Origin of the sequence: Pseudalkalibacillus sp. NRS-1564 (assembly GCF_050467905.1) — a bacterium.
GTDB lineage: Bacteria > Bacillota > Bacilli > Bacillales > Guptibacillaceae > Guptibacillus > Guptibacillus hwajinpoensis_B.
The window spans coordinates 51,436-66,912 of sequence record NZ_JBITPM010000022.1; the positions used below are offsets into that span (position 1 = coordinate 51,436).

Here is a 15,477-nt window from a genome sequence, read left to right on the forward strand (position 1 = left end):
CAATTGAGATCCATTATCAATTATAGAGTTTTAACAGACTGAATACAATCTTTTATTCGCTTAAAAAAGCCGCATCCTCATGAATGCTGATCCATGAGTGTGCGGCTTTTCTTGGTTAAGGCGGTTTGGCCAATAAATTGTGATTTTAGCCAATATATCTCGAATTTGGCCAATATAATCTCAGTTTGGCCAATATATTTCATTTTTGGCCAATAAACGGAGCTTCCGGCCTAACGCCGGGCCGTCTACACGCATTAGGAAGACATATAGTCCCCACCGTTTACGTGAATGCACTGGCCTGTCATGTAAGAACCGTCATCAGATGCTAGTAAAACGTATGGACCGAACAGTTCAGACGGCTGACCTGGGCGTCCCATCGGATTATCCGTTCCGAATTCTGCAACGGAATCTTCGTCAAATGTAGATGGAATGAGCGGTGTCCAGATCGGCCCTGGTGCCACCATATTCACACGGATGCCTTTGTCTACAAGGCTCGCCGCCATACTGCGCGTGAACGCCACGATCGCACCTTTTGTTGACGTATAGTCAATTAACACCTTATTTCCTGTATAAGGATTAATGGAAGTCGTGTTAATAATCGAGCTTCCTTTTTGCAAGTGTGGCACTGCGTACTTCGTCATGTTAAAAACAGAATAGACATTTGTTTTAAACGTTTGATCCCACTGCTCATAGGAAATGTGTTCAATGCTTTCCGTTGGATACTGAATCGCCGCGTTATTGACGAGAATATCAAGCTTACCAAAGTGGTCGAGCGTCTTATCGATTAAATCCTTGCATTCTTTTTCTTCCGAGACATCCCCCGGAATCAACAGACATTTGACGCCTTCCTTCTCAACAAACTTCTTCGTCTCATTGGCATCGCTCTGTTCCTTCTCAAGATAGTTAATCGCAACGTTCGCGCCTTCTTTCGCATAAGCAATCGCAACCGCGCGACCGATTCCACTGTCACCGCCAGTAATGAGCGCTACTTTTTGATCCAATTTGTGACTGCCTATGTAATCATGGGGTTGATCCGGCATTGGCGTCATTTCAGATTCAATACCAGGCTGTTCAGGCTGCGTTTGTTTTGGTTGTCCATTTTGATTGTTCACGTGATCTCTCTCCTTCTCTCTTCATTAAGTGAGTTTTTATGCTGTTTTAATGAAATACCACGGAAGGAAAAAGTGTAAACTTTTGTAAGCGAATCCAAATCAAAAAGAGTAAAAATGGATTAGACAATAGTTGCTATAGTCTAAATACCGAAGAAATAAGTTATCCATGTGGCAGCGACGGCGATACCAGCAATAATAGACAAACCGATATTAAACATCGCAAGATTTTTTCGCCCATCCGCTATGTTTTTTAATCCAGTAAGAAGCAATCGAATAAACCAAAACGTTAGTAAAAAACCCCAGCCTATATAATCATTAAATGGATCTGAATCAAACAAAAATTGAATAGCTCCAATAAAAAGAGCGGCATAAATGAGTCCCATTAATATCTTGCGCAGTTTCTTCCCCTGATGATTTACCTTCATTTCCATCTCCCTTCGCTCCAAGTTCACTTATTTCATTTTCTTGATCAAATTCTTCCCCACTACTCGAGCGAGGAGTCCAGCGATTAAAGCGATGACGATACTGATAACCGTGTTATCCGTCCACTCTTGCCCAAGGGCAAATCCAATCGCTAACGCAATGCCTATGACAAGTCCCAACATCACTCCTTGCACTTGACTCATGTTCTCACCTCCAGCTGAACGCTCTATTCTTCTGAATCACCGAAGCTCTCCTCGCTACTATACCGTCGACTCGGATGGTCGAGAATCGCTCTATATTTCCACAGCCGAACTTGCCTTAGGATAAGCCCAACAAAAATACCAGCCATCGCGATGATTAATCCCGCTTTATAGCTGGTTAGAAGGGAGAATAACAATAAAAAGCAGGAAGGAATCGCAATGATGATCTGAACTCTTTTCATCGATCTCCTCCTATTGATCTTTTTCATACTGATTGCTTATTAATCAAACTGCTGAATGTAATCAAACGGAAAGTTTAATGAAAAATAGCCGAATGTTAAGGTTACAACTATGAAGAAAACAAGATTCATGACACGGATTTGCTGTGACTTACCATAACGTTTATGAATAACCAACAGGATCGCAGCGTTCGGTAGCATTAATAAAAGATAAAGTTTTACCAGCAGGCTACTCTCCACACCTTTACTATAAACCACCCCATCATTCATCAGAAACATGCCGTTAAAGAATAGGATCGGACATAGAATGAGACACATCACGCTATATAACACCAACAACAATGAAAATACTTTTAATTGAGCTATTCGGCTCACTGAAATTCTCTCTCCCTTTTTAACTTCTTCCACAGAACGACTAACTGAAGAAGTGAGATGATGACGATAGCCCAAACACCGAGATTACTAAATGAAATGCCTAAAGTCGATTCACCCCCGGCTAATTTCAAAACAGCTAGTAGAAACAGCAAATAGACGATCATAAACAGCTGAGACTGAAATAACTCTTTTACTGTATATTCTCTCAAGCGTTTGAAAAGAAATGATGCAACAACGGCCCCAAACAAAAGCAGGAGTAGAATGGATGAAGGAAAGGTTTCTTGTAAACTCATATCTGGAAAATAATCATAGATCAATAACATTGTAATAGAAAAAAGGAACAAACCCTCTATCGCTTTTGCCAAAACCATACTCCTCTCCCTTTCTATCTATCAGACTGAGATTTGTCTTTCTCAAGCAGCCGATCAACCTTATGTTCTAATCGATCAAGCTTTGAGTTTCTCTTTCTGAAACTCACAACGATGAAGACAATCCCACCCAGAACGCCAAACATGAAAAGAAATGCTACAAGTTGAAAGAGAATATCTCCCATCGGAAAACCCCACCTCTCTAGTAGTATGAAATAGCTACTTACGCATACTTTTTTTATTCATCGCAATACGAACACTAGCCACTACACTTATGATGGCAATAAACTTGAGTAACATATTCCCCACTTCGCCAAAACTCTCAAAGGATAATCCAAGTAAAATCATTCCGAATAAGCCTAAAAAGCCGGCCAACATGAATTTCATAACATCCCCCTCGATCCCCACCTTAATTTTACCATTTTTCCAATGATTCTGTTTCACTCATTTTCTCATTATTAAGGTGATTTACATTGAGAAAAATAAAAAAACGACGACTCATAGGGCTGTAGCCCTTTACGAGTCGTCGCTTCTATTATCCTTATGAGAAATCATCCTTGCTCAGGATAGTCCAAATAACGGTTGATGTCAGATGGCGTTAAGAGATCGGTGTCCGTCGGTTCGTAACCGAGAGCTCGAGCAAGTGTTACGATCTGCCCTTTGTGATGAAACTCATGCGTGATTGTATGCGTCATTAACCATAGCGGAGACAGCTCTTCTTCCTCTTCTTGCCATGATACCTTGCGACTTATTTTCTCATCAAATCGCTCGTCGTATTCTTCTAGAAAACGATAGACGAGCTGATCAACAAGCTCAAACACGGTTCTCATTTCATTTACATCCGTTACATCGCTCACTTCTACGATTGGCTCTTGCATTTCCAAAGCAAAGCGACCTAACCAGCTTTCATAGCACTCTGCGATATGAACGTGTAAATTACGAATCGAACCCCATCCGTATCCATCTACTTCTTTTAAATAATCCTCCTGATTGATTTGCTCACAGAAATGAAAGAGAACTTTACGCGTGTGTTTAACTAAATCATATTGCTCTTTTAGTACGTTCATTGCATTTCCTCCTGTTATCTTAAAGTGACTTCTGTCCGTCACTCGACCGTCTCAAACTATTGCTTCTATCTTCTACTCTTTATTCCTTTTCAACGGTGAACTAAACCTATACTTTTATAGTGAATTTGCTCTCAAATCATAGAAATTCACATGACATTTGAACTAATTACGGAGTTACATGTTGGGCAATATCTCATCTTTTTTCATTATAAAAATAGAAATAAAGCTTCCTCTCAAAATCAAGAGAGAAAGCTTACTAGTAAAAAGGCTATCCCGATCAAAATATACTTTAGTGGAAACTGTGATCCTTTTCCTTTTGATGATGATGTCCTTATGTCACCTATCACAACGATTAGAAACACAATCGCAATCACATACAGAAATACTTCACTAATTGAAAAAAGAGAATAAATTAGTCCAATTGAAAGCATCATTGCGATAATTCCGATCATGCTTAATGGAATCATAATAGGTTTAAAGGCTATGCTTTTCATTTATTTCGCCCTTTCGTTCTAGAACTTCAAATCCCCCTGCAAATCTAGCCCGATCTTTAATTCTTCTAGAATATTTTTAGACGATGAAATCATTAAGAGAAAAATGAGTGCGATGGTGATCGTAGTGGAAATGATCCAGCTTTTTTTCATTACGTAACAAACACCTTTTTGTGAGAGTAGAGAATTCATTCCATGCCTGTCCCTGGCTTGTCTAGCTGCTCATGGAAATTTCACTATGAGTCTCGTAAAATCATTTAAGCATTATTTTGCTTTCGCTTTCGATATGAGCGATACAACGAGTTACCGATAAACATAGCAAATCCATAGCAAACTGCTACGATCGTGAAAGCAATGAGATTGTCATTCAAAATTAAGAGCATACCTACAAGTATAAAAAGCATGAGACCCAGTGTATTTATCATCCAATAAGGTTCCGATAATAGATGTTTTCTAGACTCCATTTCCCCCACTCCTTTTTCGATGATCAATGACTTTCTATACTACTTGTACGATTTCATTTTCATTTGGTTTCATTTTCCATATAAACAATAATTGTATAAGTCATTTTTGAGCAACCTCCTTACTGCCTCGTTACAAAACAAATCGCCTCTTCTAACACATTGGGAAATTCATTCGGCCATTCATGCCCGATGCCTTCATTTACAATTAGTTTGCAAGGGATCTGATAAGCTTCAAAAAGTTGAGCAGCTTCCAATGCATTTTCATAGAAAGGATCTTGATCTCCTGTAATGATGCAGCCTCTTGCATGAGGGTTCAGCTGATTTTGCAAGATTTCTTTTAGTGAATGGAGATCGAAAGCTGGTGCAACAGCAATAAATAAATTAAATTCTTCCATATCATTACTTAAGCTCATTTGAGTTGTGATACTTCCTCCTTGAGATGCACCGGCTAGTATTCGTTTTTTATCTGACACATCAACCCGTTTAGTAAATTCATAATACGTCTTTTTTACATCATTATAAGCAACCGCTTCATCATCCCATGAATAACATTGGTAGCTGAAAAGTTGAGAAGATTGAGGAAATCCCATCAAGTACTTGATGACGAGTTTCTCATCAGACCACTGCTCCGCAAAGTCTTTTGCATTAGAGCCTTTCCAGTGCAAAGGGAAAATGACCGTATCCGCTTCAGAATGCCCCTGAATGGTTAACTCCGCATGTGCAGATGCTTTTGTGTTTTCAAAGATCGAATGACATTGACTTACGATAGACTTAAATTCTGGGTAGGCTTGCAAGGGGCTCAACTCTGGATCAGATGTTAGAATTTCTGGGTTCCACCACAGTCCATGTTTGAGAACTTCTTTTAGTTCAGCAACACCTTCTTCGTGCTTTCCTTCCATTACATAAATATTCGCTTTCCAATGACCCAACCGATCTCTTTTATGAGGAAACATTTCTTTCGCTTCTTCCATAACACGCAAAGCTTCTTCGTTTTCTTTACTATCAGCAAGTTCTATCACCCGATTTTGTAGATCAGCAAACCTCATTGTAAATACCTCCCAATAGCTTAATTAGTTCAATACTAATTGAACTACTATATTAAGTCAATGAATAGATAATTAATATTTTGATTATTCTAATTAAGAACATCGTATGGTAAGATATGAAAAAAAGAAAGATATGGAGGGGCACCTATGACACTGCAAGTTAGAACACTTTCTTCACCTGTTTATGAACTCTTATTAAGCATTTCATTATATAAAAGGCAAACGTTAATGAAATATTTAGATCTTGGCGCAAAGTGGCCTAAGGATATTGAATTGTTCATTTCCCCTGAGTTACATTATTTGATTGCTTCAAAAGAGAACATGTTCTTTGAAGACTTATTAGTTTTATTAATTGAACAATCACGATACAAAGACAAAATCGACCTCTTCTTTGAATGGTTAGGGAATCTATCTGGCGGTGAGCTCTTTGAACGAATTGCTCCTTTATTAGACGTTGATCGAACACTTCCTTCTGATCTAGCATCACAAAGAGACCGATCACTCACGTTGTTAAAAGCCTGGAATGAGCAATATTTTCAACTCCTAGATTGCGATATTTCTGATCGATTAAATCGTGACGCAAAAGAGAAGGAACATAAGCTTAAGAATCAATCGCAAGAGGATGTTATTTTGGAAGCTAGTCGTTACATCATTGAAACGCCTAGTGTGAAAAGCGTTTGTTTGATTCCTGCGATTCACCTTCAACCTATGTCGTTTATCGATCATTTGAAAGATACGCTATACATCACTTATCCTATTAAAGATGCGAAAGATGAACTAACTGAAGTTCTTCGTTTAACGAAAGCGCTCGGGGATGAAAAACGATTAAAGATAATGAAATTTTTATCTCACGAACCCACTACTTTCACCAATATCGTTTCGGAATTTGGCATGGCGAAAGGGAATATCCATCATCATCTTTCCATTTTAAGAGGGGCTGGATTATTGAATATTCACGTCAGGGATAAGCGGAACACATTTTATTACAGCACAAACATAGAAATCGCAGAAGAGTTACGTAAGAAGGTGGATCAGTTTCTTAAATAGTGCCTGTCACCACCTGATAATTCGGCTAATCTACGCCTTTTAAATGAAAAGAGCGCTCAAACGAATCGTTTGAGCGCTCTCACCTATTGCTACTGATATGTATTAATTTCCATACCAACCTTTATGTGCTTCTATTAACTTATCATGATCTTCGTCCCAATAATCAACACTATAAGAATAGTCATAGTTCATAATGCATTTAATCCCACTGCCTTGAGCATCGTGACTTAGTCCATAGTTATGAGAGAATTCGTGCTGAGCCGCGTGCCATGTATTCGTTGCGCCCTGATCGAGGTTAACTGATACTGCACTACCATAAGGAGAGTTCGGATAAACATAAGCAATACCGCCTGAATTGAAATTAGCATCTCTCGTGAAGCCCACTACAAAGTCGTATCCATTTCCATTCCAGTCCTTGTCCATGTCCTGAAGAATTTCAGATGCATTTGCCCCTTCAGAAGTCCACTCACCAAGAGCTTTGATCTCAAAATCAATGTTATGATCACGTGTAAACCCATTATCCGCGTTCTCAACAATGTTTTGCGTGAGAGTTTGCCAGTCGCTATGTGCAGCACGATACTCTTCATCCGCAGCAATCAATACGGTCACTACGCTAGCGCCAGTTGCAGTTGGTGTTGTGGTTCCGCCTGAACCTCCAGTTGATCCTCCGTTACCGCATAATAGAATACACAATTCGCCTTCTTCATTAACCTGTTTTTTAGTATTCTTTTTGTTTTGTTTGTCTGCTTTTTCATCCGCATTTTTCTTGATTTTCTTTTCTCCGATTTTCTTACCTTTTTCATCCAAAACATCCGCTACTGAAGAACTCTCCACTTCAGCTGGACGATCAAACTTCTCTTTCCCTTTTGTTTTGGCTTTGGGAAGTTCATGACCGATCGTAACCTCTGACCCCTGTGAATCTAGCTCTGCTGTTTTTGCACTTGTTTCCCCGAATCCTGGTACGATAGCGATTGATAATGCAAGCGTCAATGCTACAAGTCCTTTACGTTTCATACGTGTTCCCCCTGAGAAGTATTTTTAACACATCTCCTAATCTATCACATGGGTTCGACACTTCGCGGGGGCCAATAGATAGAAATCAACCGATATTTTCCAGGGGAAAAAAGAACGGTTTTTCTTAACAAAAACTTAACACTGACATTTATTAAGAGGATCATCATTCATTTTTTCATCTCAAAGGTTCACTCAAGTTCCAGAAAATGAAGCAAAATAATTAGAATGACTCCCCCAATTTAGCTTGTCTTTATATCATTTCCCTCTAAAAACTCATATACTATTTCATCTATGAATGAAAGAGGTGATTAAAAATAGATAGCATAAGATGCCCGAAATGTTGTTCCCTTATTTGTAATCATGAATGCAAAGGGAGCTCAACATATAAAAAACATTGTAAATGTAGAAAGTGTGACTGTTGCAAATGCATCTGTCCTCCCGGGCCTCCTGGACCTCCTGGACCTACAGGGCCTAGCTTAAACACGATTTATTTAGCTGCAGAAACAGTACCGAGCGGACACTTTATTGGAGTTGGGACAGCTGATCTTAACTTTGAAGAAACAACTGTAGTCGTTCCATTTAGCGGTCTTATCACTGGATTAGTCTTTAGTATTCGTGATGAGATATTAACTGCAAATGAAAGTGTAACAGCTGAAATTTATAAAAGTTCTGATTGTGGATTCACTTCTACCCCTACTGGAATAATCGCAACAGTTATGGGACCAAATAATGCAAATACACCTAATTGCTGTGCTACCGCAATTGGTAATTTATCAATTAATCAATGTGATCTTTTATCAGTAAGAGTAACACATAGTAGCGGAGAAGCATTACAAGATGGTGCTACAGCAACCATTATTACAACAATTTAAACTCCTTGAGAATAGTGCCTGTCACCACCCAAAACCACTCGAATGGTTATAGATTTTGTCGAGTGTACTGAAATGAAAAGAGATCCCTCCGAAAGAAGGGATCTTTCTTTCATTATTTAAGGTTATATCCATATTTTCATTGCCCCTCCTAACTTTCCTCCAAACTACTTTCAAGTAAATATCATACTCAAACGAGAACTACTTTTGTAAGAAGTCATTCAGGAAAACCTGGATACAACTACTAGAATTACTGATAATGTGTTTGCTCTAAAATCTTCTTCCATCCCTTTGCTCTCAAGTGTAAGATTTTAATCGTCCCTCGAAACAGATGAAACATATAGACACTCTTAAATGTACCATTCATTAATATAGGTAATTACGGAAAACACCTCCATGATAAACACAATGTGTACATAACCCACTATCTATATGAAGATATTCCCGTCCTGGCCCATGATACTTCCCAATTGATGCTAAATAAGTGCAATGAACTTCAGCTGATGAATATTACCGACTAATACACCGCTATCAAAATAAGAGGTAGCCATTTTCTTTTTTCACCTAACGTCAAACTCTGATCCGCTTCCCCCTGCTTCCCTATCACCTTTCTTCTCTATTTATCTTTCATATCTTTTAGGCTCTTCAACCACTGAAGGCACTAGATCAGATAGGAAACATTGGACAGAGAATGACTACCTTTACAGCGCCGACAAGAAGCATCAGCGCTGTAAAAGTAGCCGCTCATTACTACTGAAGTATACTGAGACCTTCTGAGGTTTCCACCGTATCACCCGATTTGAACGCTTGAATTTCTTCAACAGCGCGCTTTCTACACATTAAACCAGCCCAATGTGCGTCATCTTCGCGCTGCTACCGTACCGTAGTACGCCTGGTTACCTACCCGAACCGTTAAAGGCCGTTCGCGCCATAGCTTCTCACCACAGAAACCGGGAACTGTGTATCTTTGAGAACGCTGAATTTTCTGCATCGGCATCAGCTCACCTGACAAGTTTTGTTTTCGAACGTGTGGTAGGCGTTCCACGTTCTGATCAGCGGCGCACTTTAAGAAACCTCACCATCCCTGGATTTTAAAAAGAGATTGGGAAGCCGCTGTTCTGTATGGAGTTGGGTCGCGCCATTATGTAATAGGAAAAATGGGAGAGAGGCATTCACCTTCTCTCCTGTGCAATACATCACCCTGTCTGTTGATTCGAACTTCGAGCGTTTAAGTGATCTGGCAGCTGCAGAATCGTATCGTTGAGTGTATCGAGCTTCTGTTCAATGCGGTGCAGCAAATAAAGCGTCACCACAACGGGAAAGCCTACATCGCTAATAAGAGACATCCAGGACTCCATTCCTTCCCCCTCCTCGTTCGTTTAATAGACTTACTAAAAAGGAAGGACAATTGCCCTTCCTCTGAATTACTTAACCGATGATAATGTCGTTCTCATTACGTTCAACGATGCGAGCGCCTTTTTTCGAAACAAGATCGCCTCCGCTCGTTGTAAAACAGTTCTGCGTAATAAGCGTATCCATCGCCGCTGCGATTGCAGCTGGATTTACGGGCTCGACTGGATCACTTAGAGTGATGGAAAACGGTTTGTTGTCACGCGTGTTGAATTGAAGTTCTAGTGTTTTAGCCATTTGGGGTTCCCTCCTTTCTTACCTTTATTGGTGACGGCTTACGATTGAAGATCAGATGAATCATTGCGCTCAACCGCGAACAAATTGTGCTGTTGAAGCGGTGCTAGTGCCAATGCGACTGCAAAAAGCGCATCAGGCGTAGCGGATGTTTTCACGTTGTTGAAATTCTTGCTGCGGAAAATGGATTTGCCGTTTTCATCAACGCCTACTTCAAGAACCATGCGAAGCTGCGTATCCATGAGGGATGATGTTGCCATGTCGATCACCTCCTTTCACCTTATATATCGTTTGGAAAGTGGAAAAAGGGACATTGGGAGGAAATAAAATTTTCTAGAACGAGAAAAAGCCGACCCCACAATGGGACCGGCTTCGTTAAAAGATGCTATTAGGAATCTGTGAATACGTCCAAACAAAAGGACCGCATCAAAAATGCGGTCCTTCTTTTATCATCGCTATTACATTTTAAAATCAAATTCATCAGGGTGTGGGCCGCTACGAGCATTGTCATTCAATGCATCAAGCTGCTTCATTTCCTCTGAAGTGAGTTCAAAATCAAAGAGATCGATGTTCGCTTCGATGCGCTTCTCGTTCATTGATTTTGGAATTGTAATCACGTTATGTTGCAGATCCCAGCGAAGAATGACTTGCGCTACAGACTTGTTGTACTTCTCAGCAATACCTGAGATTGTTTCATTGTTTAACAACTCACCAGCCATTAGCGGAGACCATGCTTCCACTTGAATGTTGTGCTCTTCGCAATACGTTCTGACTTCTAGCTGTGTCAGACGAGGGTGGAATTCGATTTGGTTAATCACCGGTGTAATCTCGAAGTTTTTACGAAGATCTTCAAGATGATTCACGTGGAAGTTACTAACACCAATTGAACGAACACGCTTTTCTTTGTATAGCGTCTCAAGTGCTTTCCAAGGCTCCTGGTATTTGTTATCTCCTGGCCAGTGAATGAGGTAAAGATCTAAATACTCAAGACCTAGCTTAGATAGGCTTGTTTCATAAGCTTGAATCGTTTCATCGTAAGATAGCCCGTCGTTCCATACTTTCGAAGTAATAAAGAGCTCATCTCTTGTTACGAGACCTTCTTCAATCGCCTGATTCACACCGCGACCTACACTTTCCTCGTTGCCGTAGATCGCTGCTGTATCAATGCTGCGGTAGCCTTTCTTAATAGCCGTCTTCACTGATTCGACTAATTCTTGGCCTTCCTCTACTCTAAATACGCCGTAACCTAGTTCCGGCATTTCAATATTGTTGTTTAGTGTTTTTGTTTGAACAGACATTATAAATAACTCCTTTCAATACTCCATTCATTGGTTTACCCGTAAATGTAATTTTAAATCTTCTCATCGAGAAAATCACGTTAAACGCATTTTAGAAGTGGAGGGTGCCTGTCACCACCCGTTATTTGGCGTTTCATGTCGAAGGAGGAAGAGCATTTGCTCTTCCTCCTTCGTTTTCTAGTACATAGCAACAGTAAAGCTCTTTCTTAAGTGAACTCACATGGCGGCATCCCCGGTACTGCTCCACTCGACGGGGAGAGGCGTTTTTGGCGACATTGTTCTTCTAATACGAGATTTAAGATTTTCTGTACTTCTTTTGATTCCGGTGTTTCAAAGTCAGGATGAGCGAGATTCTTCTCCTCAAGCGGGTCCACTGTTAAGTTATACAATTCGAATTCATCTGGCACCGGGGTTGTTTTCGTTGTCGTGATGCACTCCGAAAACTGTTCATCCCCATTTGGTGGAACAGGATCGGATTGTGTCACCGTAACGTCCGAGACTCCTGGGTTACTCCAAAACTGCGGGTTATCATAATACCGTCCATATTTCCAGATTTCTTTCTTTTTATCGCTTCCAGTAGGAAGCGTAGTAATAACGGCTTCAATATGATTCGGTTGAATAACGGACTCATAAGGCTCACCAGTTACGGTCACCTGATTCGGACCCCTCGTCACGTCGTCATCCGTCATAAAGTATAGTGGTTCATTAGCACGATAAAATCGTTTCCTACCTGACAATAATGGGGTGAGGTCTCTTCCAACAAGAGGGTGAACTTCTGTATGATCAAGACTTAGCATCTCTTGAACCTCTTCCTCATCGATTCCCGCAAGCCCTAACATAGTTGGCAGAACGTCCACGTGACTCGTTAGCATCGTTGTGCTCTCTTTACCTGAGAAAAGAGACGGACTATGAATAATCAGTGGAACATGAATCGATTCCTCATACATGTTATACCATTTTTGATAAAGTTCTCCGTGCGCGCCAAGAAGATCGCCGTGGTCTGAAAGGAAAAGAACAATCGTATCTTCATAGAATATCGATTTTTTCAACGCTTGAAAAACTTTCATCATCTCGTTATCTGCCTGTTTCTGTAGGGAATAATAGAGCTTTCTATAAAAAGGCGTATCGATCAAAGGCTGTAAGGCTTTAGGATACACGTCGCGATAGCTCCTTTGTGCACGAGGTTTTGTGTGAAGAGATTCTAAAGATGTAGGAGCTTTAGGGATGAACGGAACAGAGGGATCGATTTCAAAGTTATAAAGAGGAAGTTGCTCAGCGATCACGCCAAAGAGAGCAATATCATGTGGATTAATGAACGAGCTCATGATCATCCACGGAGGCGTTTCCTCTTTTTCTTCCTGCTCAAGGCACTGAATTAAGTCCACCACTTCAGCAGCATACACTACGTCTCGTCCGCTGACCCCGATGGCAGCCGATGAACCGGAATTACGAGGATTCGCACCATGTGGTTCAGGTCCAATCCATCCGTTAAAGCCAAATCCATCTAACCGACTTGCTTCAAGGTACTCCTGAACATTTTCTTTATCAGGCACGCCCGTAGAAGTATAGCTTGGTAGGGCATTGTTTGTCCCCGGAATAATAATATCCACTTCAGAAGCGTGCCATTTCCCTTTCCAGTACGTACGGTATCCCGCTTTACGCAAATAGTCTCCCATTGTTGGAACAGTATTGGGATCGAGCCAAAACATATCTGGATCAAATGGCGTCTTTGCTGCACCACTCGTTTGCGTGACTCCGTGAAGAGAAGGATACTGTCCTGTATATAATGTCGTTCTACTTGGTGAACAAGCCGTACTTCCAGCGTAGTGATTTTTAAATTCGAATCCATTTTCTCGCAGCAACTCTTGCACCAACAGATTTTCCTTGCTCCACTTCTTTATATCCTCATTTTCATAAATAGAGGGATAGCGTTGCTCATCCACCATTAATATAAGAAAATTCGGCTTTTTACACCGTTTTGTAAAAAGAGAGGTGCGAGGCTTCGAATGATCTTTCCTCATAATTCCGTTCCTCCTTCAAATAACCCTTAACGCTCTATTCCGTAGTCTATGTAAGCGCCCAGTAAACGGTGCTTCTTAGTGATCAGTCTTGCCGCAATCCACCTAATTCTTTCAACGAATGCCCTATTTTTCATAACCTATTTTTCTATCACATACATTAAGAAAGGAAAATATTAGAGGGATTCATAGCATTCAAGAGGAGGCTTGGCTAAAGTATGGATCAACCGTTCTCTTCATTACGCTACCCAGAAGACTTGCTGTCTCTCGTTCAACATGGTCTACCGGGAAAAAGCAGTCCAAAACACGTCATCATAATTGGAGCTGGACTGTCCGGATTAGTCGCAGGTTCATTGCTACAGAGACAAGGACATCATGTGACCATTTTAGAAGGGAATGATCGCATTGGGGGAAGGGTTTATACATTACGAGAACCCTTTACACCGGGACAATACATGGACGCCGGTGCAATGAGAATTCCAGATAATCATGCTCTTGCACATGAATACATCCGACGTTTTCAGCTCCCTACTCATTCATTTATTAATGCCACACCAGAAGACTTAATTTTCATGAACAATGTGCTAACAACGCGAGCGGAATACGAAAAAAATCCCGATATTCTCAGGTTTCCTGTAGAAGAAAGCGAGAAAGGAAAGACAGCTGCTGCTCTGTTTCTTGAAGCAACAAAGCCCTTCATCGACCTTTACAAGCAAAGTACACCTGAAGAGCAAGAAAAGCTCGTAGCGGAATACGGAGAATATTCAATGGGCGAATTTCTCCAGTACAATCCACTAGGTAAACCATTATCACTTAACGCCATTCGTTACATTGGTGTGATGCTTGGGATTGAAGGCTTTCCAGAGTTTTCTTTCACAGATATTCTAACGGACATCATCTATCCGATTTTCAGTAAAGAAATTCAGTTCTTTCAAATTGATGGTGGCAATGATCGCCTACCTTACTCATTCGCAAACGAGTTGCAAAATCAAATCTACCTTAATCAAAAAGTAATTAAGATCAAACAATCAAAGCGAGGCGTTACTGTTACAACACTCAATCCAGAAACGAATGAACGGTACCGGGTGAAAGGCGATCTCGCTATCGTTACCGTTCCTTTTTCCGTTCTTCAATTTATTGACATTGTTCCCTACAACTCCGTCTCCTTTAAAAAATGGCAGGCTATACGTGAACTCGTCAATGTTCCTGCAGTGAAAATTGGAATTGAATTTCGTCATCGCTTTTGGGAGAAAAACAACGTTGGAAATGCTATAGCGGATTTACCGACAAGATTTAGTTATGTGCCGAGTGAAGGGATTGGTTCAAAAGGACCTGCTGTCTTATTAGCAAGCTATTCCTGGGGAGAAGATGCTGTTCTTTGGGGAAGTTTACCGCATGAAGAACTGACGCGTATCTTGCTAAAGGACCTCACCAAAATATACGGCGACGAAGTGTACACAGAATTCATCAAAGTCGTTCCTTTTAATTGGAGTCAAAACCCTTACTCTGCTGGGTGCTTCACCCTTTTTACCCCCGGTCAAGAAAACAACCTCGGTGACATTATTAAGCAGCCTGAGGGAAAGCTCCATTTTGCCGGAGAGCACACATCCTCTTTTCACGGTTGGATGGAAGGCGCCATCGAATCTGGCCTGCGGGCAGCTTATGAAGTGAACATGGATGAGTAAGCCTAATGGATCATCCGTTAAGAACCACCTTAAATAAGTCAGGTGGCTTCTTAACGGTTTTTTTGTGTACTTTTAATAAACCTAATAAATAAGGAGACTTCCCCTTCAAGCCAAGTT

At 40.7% G+C, this 15,477-nt stretch carries 22 protein-coding genes; 2 read left to right on the forward strand and 20 right to left on the reverse strand.

The window, feature by feature from the left end; translation table 11 throughout:
• Nucleotides 1–254 precede the first annotated feature (254 nt).
• The 13 genes from ACIFPW_RS12165 to ACIFPW_RS12225 form a co-directional block, all read right to left on the reverse strand.
• Complete coding sequence (locus tag ACIFPW_RS12165) at nt 255–1,112, reverse strand: SDR family oxidoreductase (protein ID WP_430244528.1); 858 nt, start codon at nt 1,110–1,112, stop codon at nt 255–257.
• 140 nt (nt 1,113–1,252) lie between these two features.
• Nucleotides 1,253–1,543: a hypothetical protein gene (locus ACIFPW_RS12170; protein WP_430244530.1), complete on the reverse strand. Its 291-nt coding sequence runs from the start codon at nt 1,541–1,543 to the stop codon at nt 1,253–1,255.
• A gap of 21 nt (nt 1,544–1,564) precedes the next feature.
• Nucleotides 1,565–1,738 carry a hypothetical protein gene (locus ACIFPW_RS12175; RefSeq protein ID WP_194220631.1) on the reverse strand — a complete coding sequence of 58 codons (174 nt, stop codon included), beginning with the start codon at nt 1,736–1,738 and terminating at the stop codon, nt 1,565–1,567.
• A gap of 23 nt (nt 1,739–1,761) precedes the next feature.
• A complete protein-coding gene (locus tag ACIFPW_RS12180; protein ID WP_430244532.1) occupies nt 1,762–1,977 on the reverse strand; it encodes a hypothetical protein in 216 nt (71 codons plus the stop codon).
• Nucleotides 1,978–2,016: 39 nt separating this feature from the next.
• On the reverse strand, nt 2,017–2,349 hold the full coding sequence (locus ACIFPW_RS12185; protein ID WP_430244535.1) for a hypothetical protein: 333 nt from the start codon (nt 2,347–2,349) through the stop codon (nt 2,017–2,019).
• Nucleotides 2,346–2,714 (reverse strand): hypothetical protein, encoded by a 369-nt coding sequence (locus ACIFPW_RS12190; protein ID WP_430244543.1) that lies wholly within the window; start codon nt 2,712–2,714, stop codon nt 2,346–2,348. Before ACIFPW_RS12190 ends, ACIFPW_RS12185 begins: the two co-directional genes overlap by 4 nt.
• Nucleotides 2,715–2,734: 20 nt before the next feature.
• Nucleotides 2,735–2,902, reverse strand: coding sequence for a hypothetical protein (locus ACIFPW_RS12195; protein WP_430244545.1), 168 nt, complete (start codon nt 2,900–2,902; stop codon nt 2,735–2,737).
• 34 nt (nt 2,903–2,936) lie between these two features.
• Nucleotides 2,937–3,161 carry a hypothetical protein gene (locus ACIFPW_RS12200; RefSeq protein WP_430244547.1) on the reverse strand — a complete coding sequence of 75 codons (225 nt, stop codon included), beginning with the start codon at nt 3,159–3,161 and terminating at the stop codon, nt 2,937–2,939.
• A 107-nt stretch (nt 3,162–3,268) separates the two neighbouring features.
• Complete coding sequence (locus ACIFPW_RS12205; RefSeq protein WP_430244550.1) at nt 3,269–3,784, reverse strand: DinB family protein; 516 nt, start codon at nt 3,782–3,784, stop codon at nt 3,269–3,271.
• A gap of 239 nt (nt 3,785–4,023) precedes the next feature.
• Complete coding sequence (locus ACIFPW_RS12210; protein ID WP_430244553.1) at nt 4,024–4,278, reverse strand: hypothetical protein; 255 nt, start codon at nt 4,276–4,278, stop codon at nt 4,024–4,026.
• Nucleotides 4,279–4,296: 18 nt separating this feature from the next.
• Nucleotides 4,297–4,428 (reverse strand): hypothetical protein, encoded by a 132-nt coding sequence (locus ACIFPW_RS12215; protein ID WP_430244555.1) that lies wholly within the window; start codon nt 4,426–4,428, stop codon nt 4,297–4,299.
• A gap of 104 nt (nt 4,429–4,532) precedes the next feature.
• Nucleotides 4,533–4,739: a hypothetical protein gene (locus ACIFPW_RS12220; RefSeq protein ID WP_194220621.1), complete on the reverse strand. Its 207-nt coding sequence runs from the start codon at nt 4,737–4,739 to the stop codon at nt 4,533–4,535.
• 119 nt (nt 4,740–4,858) lie between these two features.
• Nucleotides 4,859–5,785: a DUF3089 domain-containing protein gene (locus ACIFPW_RS12225; protein ID WP_430244557.1), complete on the reverse strand. Its 927-nt coding sequence runs from the start codon at nt 5,783–5,785 to the stop codon at nt 4,859–4,861.
• Nucleotides 5,786–5,932: 147 nt separating this feature from the next.
• Here ACIFPW_RS12225 and ACIFPW_RS12230 point away from each other — a divergent pair, with 147 nt between their 5' ends.
• Nucleotides 5,933–6,832, forward strand: a complete 900-nt coding sequence (locus ACIFPW_RS12230; protein WP_430244560.1) for an ArsR/SmtB family transcription factor — start codon at nt 5,933–5,935, stop codon at nt 6,830–6,832.
• Nucleotides 6,833–6,934: 102 nt separating this feature from the next.
• Here the strand turns inward: ACIFPW_RS12230 and ACIFPW_RS12235 are convergent, their stop codons facing one another.
• The 7 genes from ACIFPW_RS12235 to ACIFPW_RS12265 all read right to left on the reverse strand — a co-directional run bounded on the left by ACIFPW_RS12235 (nt 6,935) and on the right by ACIFPW_RS12265 (nt 13,678).
• The gene (locus tag ACIFPW_RS12235) at nt 6,935–7,846 is read right to left on the reverse strand and encodes a zinc-dependent metalloprotease (RefSeq protein ID WP_430244563.1); all 912 of its coding nucleotides are present in this window, start codon (nt 7,844–7,846) and stop codon (nt 6,935–6,937) included.
• 1,728 nt (nt 7,847–9,574) lie between these two features.
• A complete protein-coding gene (locus ACIFPW_RS12240; protein ID WP_273833864.1) occupies nt 9,575–9,706 on the reverse strand; it encodes a hypothetical protein in 132 nt (43 codons plus the stop codon).
• Nucleotides 9,707–9,911: 205 nt separating this feature from the next.
• Nucleotides 9,912–10,073 carry a YvrJ family protein gene (locus ACIFPW_RS12245; RefSeq protein ID WP_226616646.1) on the reverse strand — a complete coding sequence of 54 codons (162 nt, stop codon included), beginning with the start codon at nt 10,071–10,073 and terminating at the stop codon, nt 9,912–9,914.
• A 70-nt stretch (nt 10,074–10,143) separates the two neighbouring features.
• On the reverse strand, nt 10,144–10,362 hold the full coding sequence (locus tag ACIFPW_RS12250; protein ID WP_194220616.1) for a DUF2922 domain-containing protein: 219 nt from the start codon (nt 10,360–10,362) through the stop codon (nt 10,144–10,146).
• A gap of 38 nt (nt 10,363–10,400) precedes the next feature.
• On the reverse strand, nt 10,401–10,619 hold the full coding sequence (locus ACIFPW_RS12255; protein ID WP_194220615.1) for a DUF1659 domain-containing protein: 219 nt from the start codon (nt 10,617–10,619) through the stop codon (nt 10,401–10,403).
• A 198-nt stretch (nt 10,620–10,817) separates the two neighbouring features.
• Complete coding sequence (locus ACIFPW_RS12260; RefSeq protein ID WP_430244567.1) at nt 10,818–11,657, reverse strand: aldo/keto reductase; 840 nt, start codon at nt 11,655–11,657, stop codon at nt 10,818–10,820.
• A gap of 206 nt (nt 11,658–11,863) precedes the next feature.
• A complete protein-coding gene (locus tag ACIFPW_RS12265) occupies nt 11,864–13,678 on the reverse strand; it encodes a sulfatase-like hydrolase/transferase (RefSeq protein WP_430244570.1) in 1,815 nt (604 codons plus the stop codon).
• Nucleotides 13,679–13,893: 215 nt separating this feature from the next.
• Here ACIFPW_RS12265 and ACIFPW_RS12270 point away from each other — a divergent pair, with 215 nt between their 5' ends.
• The gene (locus tag ACIFPW_RS12270) at nt 13,894–15,360 is read left to right on the forward strand and encodes a flavin monoamine oxidase family protein (protein ID WP_430244573.1); all 1,467 of its coding nucleotides are present in this window, start codon (nt 13,894–13,896) and stop codon (nt 15,358–15,360) included.
• Nucleotides 15,361–15,477 lie beyond the last annotated feature (117 nt).

Coding starts and splice junctions, on each gene's coding strand:
- ACIFPW_RS12170 (WP_430244530.1), bottom strand. CDS start 1,543: ATGGAAATGAAGGTAAATCATCAGGGGAAGAAACTGCGCAAGATATTA.
- ACIFPW_RS12175 (WP_194220631.1), bottom strand. CDS start 1,738: ATGAGTCAAGTGCAAGGAGTGATGTTGGGACTTGTCATAGGCATTGCG.
- ACIFPW_RS12180 (WP_430244532.1), bottom strand. CDS start 1,977: ATGAAAAGAGTTCAGATCATCATTGCGATTCCTTCCTGCTTTTTATTG.
- ACIFPW_RS12195 (WP_430244545.1), bottom strand. CDS start 2,902: ATGGGAGATATTCTCTTTCAACTTGTAGCATTTCTTTTCATGTTTGGC.
- ACIFPW_RS12205 (WP_430244550.1), bottom strand. CDS start 3,784: ATGAACGTACTAAAAGAGCAATATGATTTAGTTAAACACACGCGTAAA.
- ACIFPW_RS12210 (WP_430244553.1), bottom strand. CDS start 4,278: ATGAAAAGCATAGCCTTTAAACCTATTATGATTCCATTAAGCATGATC.
- ACIFPW_RS12215 (WP_430244555.1), bottom strand. CDS start 4,428: ATGAAAAAAAGCTGGATCATTTCCACTACGATCACCATCGCACTCATT.
- ACIFPW_RS12220 (WP_194220621.1), bottom strand. CDS start 4,739: ATGGAGTCTAGAAAACATCTATTATCGGAACCTTATTGGATGATAAAT.
- ACIFPW_RS12225 (WP_430244557.1), bottom strand. CDS start 5,785: ATGAGGTTTGCTGATCTACAAAATCGGGTGATAGAACTTGCTGATAGT.
- ACIFPW_RS12230 (WP_430244560.1), top strand. CDS start 5,933: ATGACACTGCAAGTTAGAACACTTTCTTCACCTGTTTATGAACTCTTA.
- ACIFPW_RS12235 (WP_430244563.1), bottom strand. CDS start 7,846: ATGAAACGTAAAGGACTTGTAGCATTGACGCTTGCATTATCAATCGCT.
- ACIFPW_RS12240 (WP_273833864.1), bottom strand. CDS start 9,706: ATGCAGAAAATTCAGCGTTCTCAAAGATACACAGTTCCCGGTTTCTGT.
- ACIFPW_RS12245 (WP_226616646.1), bottom strand. CDS start 10,073: ATGGAGTCCTGGATGTCTCTTATTAGCGATGTAGGCTTTCCCGTTGTG.
- ACIFPW_RS12250 (WP_194220616.1), bottom strand. CDS start 10,362: ATGGCTAAAACACTAGAACTTCAATTCAACACGCGTGACAACAAACCG.
- ACIFPW_RS12255 (WP_194220615.1), bottom strand. CDS start 10,619: ATGGCAACATCATCCCTCATGGATACGCAGCTTCGCATGGTTCTTGAA.
- ACIFPW_RS12260 (WP_430244567.1), bottom strand. CDS start 11,657: ATGTCTGTTCAAACAAAAACACTAAACAACAATATTGAAATGCCGGAA.
- ACIFPW_RS12265 (WP_430244570.1), bottom strand. CDS start 13,678: ATGAGGAAAGATCATTCGAAGCCTCGCACCTCTCTTTTTACAAAACGG.
- ACIFPW_RS12270 (WP_430244573.1), top strand. CDS start 13,894: ATGGATCAACCGTTCTCTTCATTACGCTACCCAGAAGACTTGCTGTCT.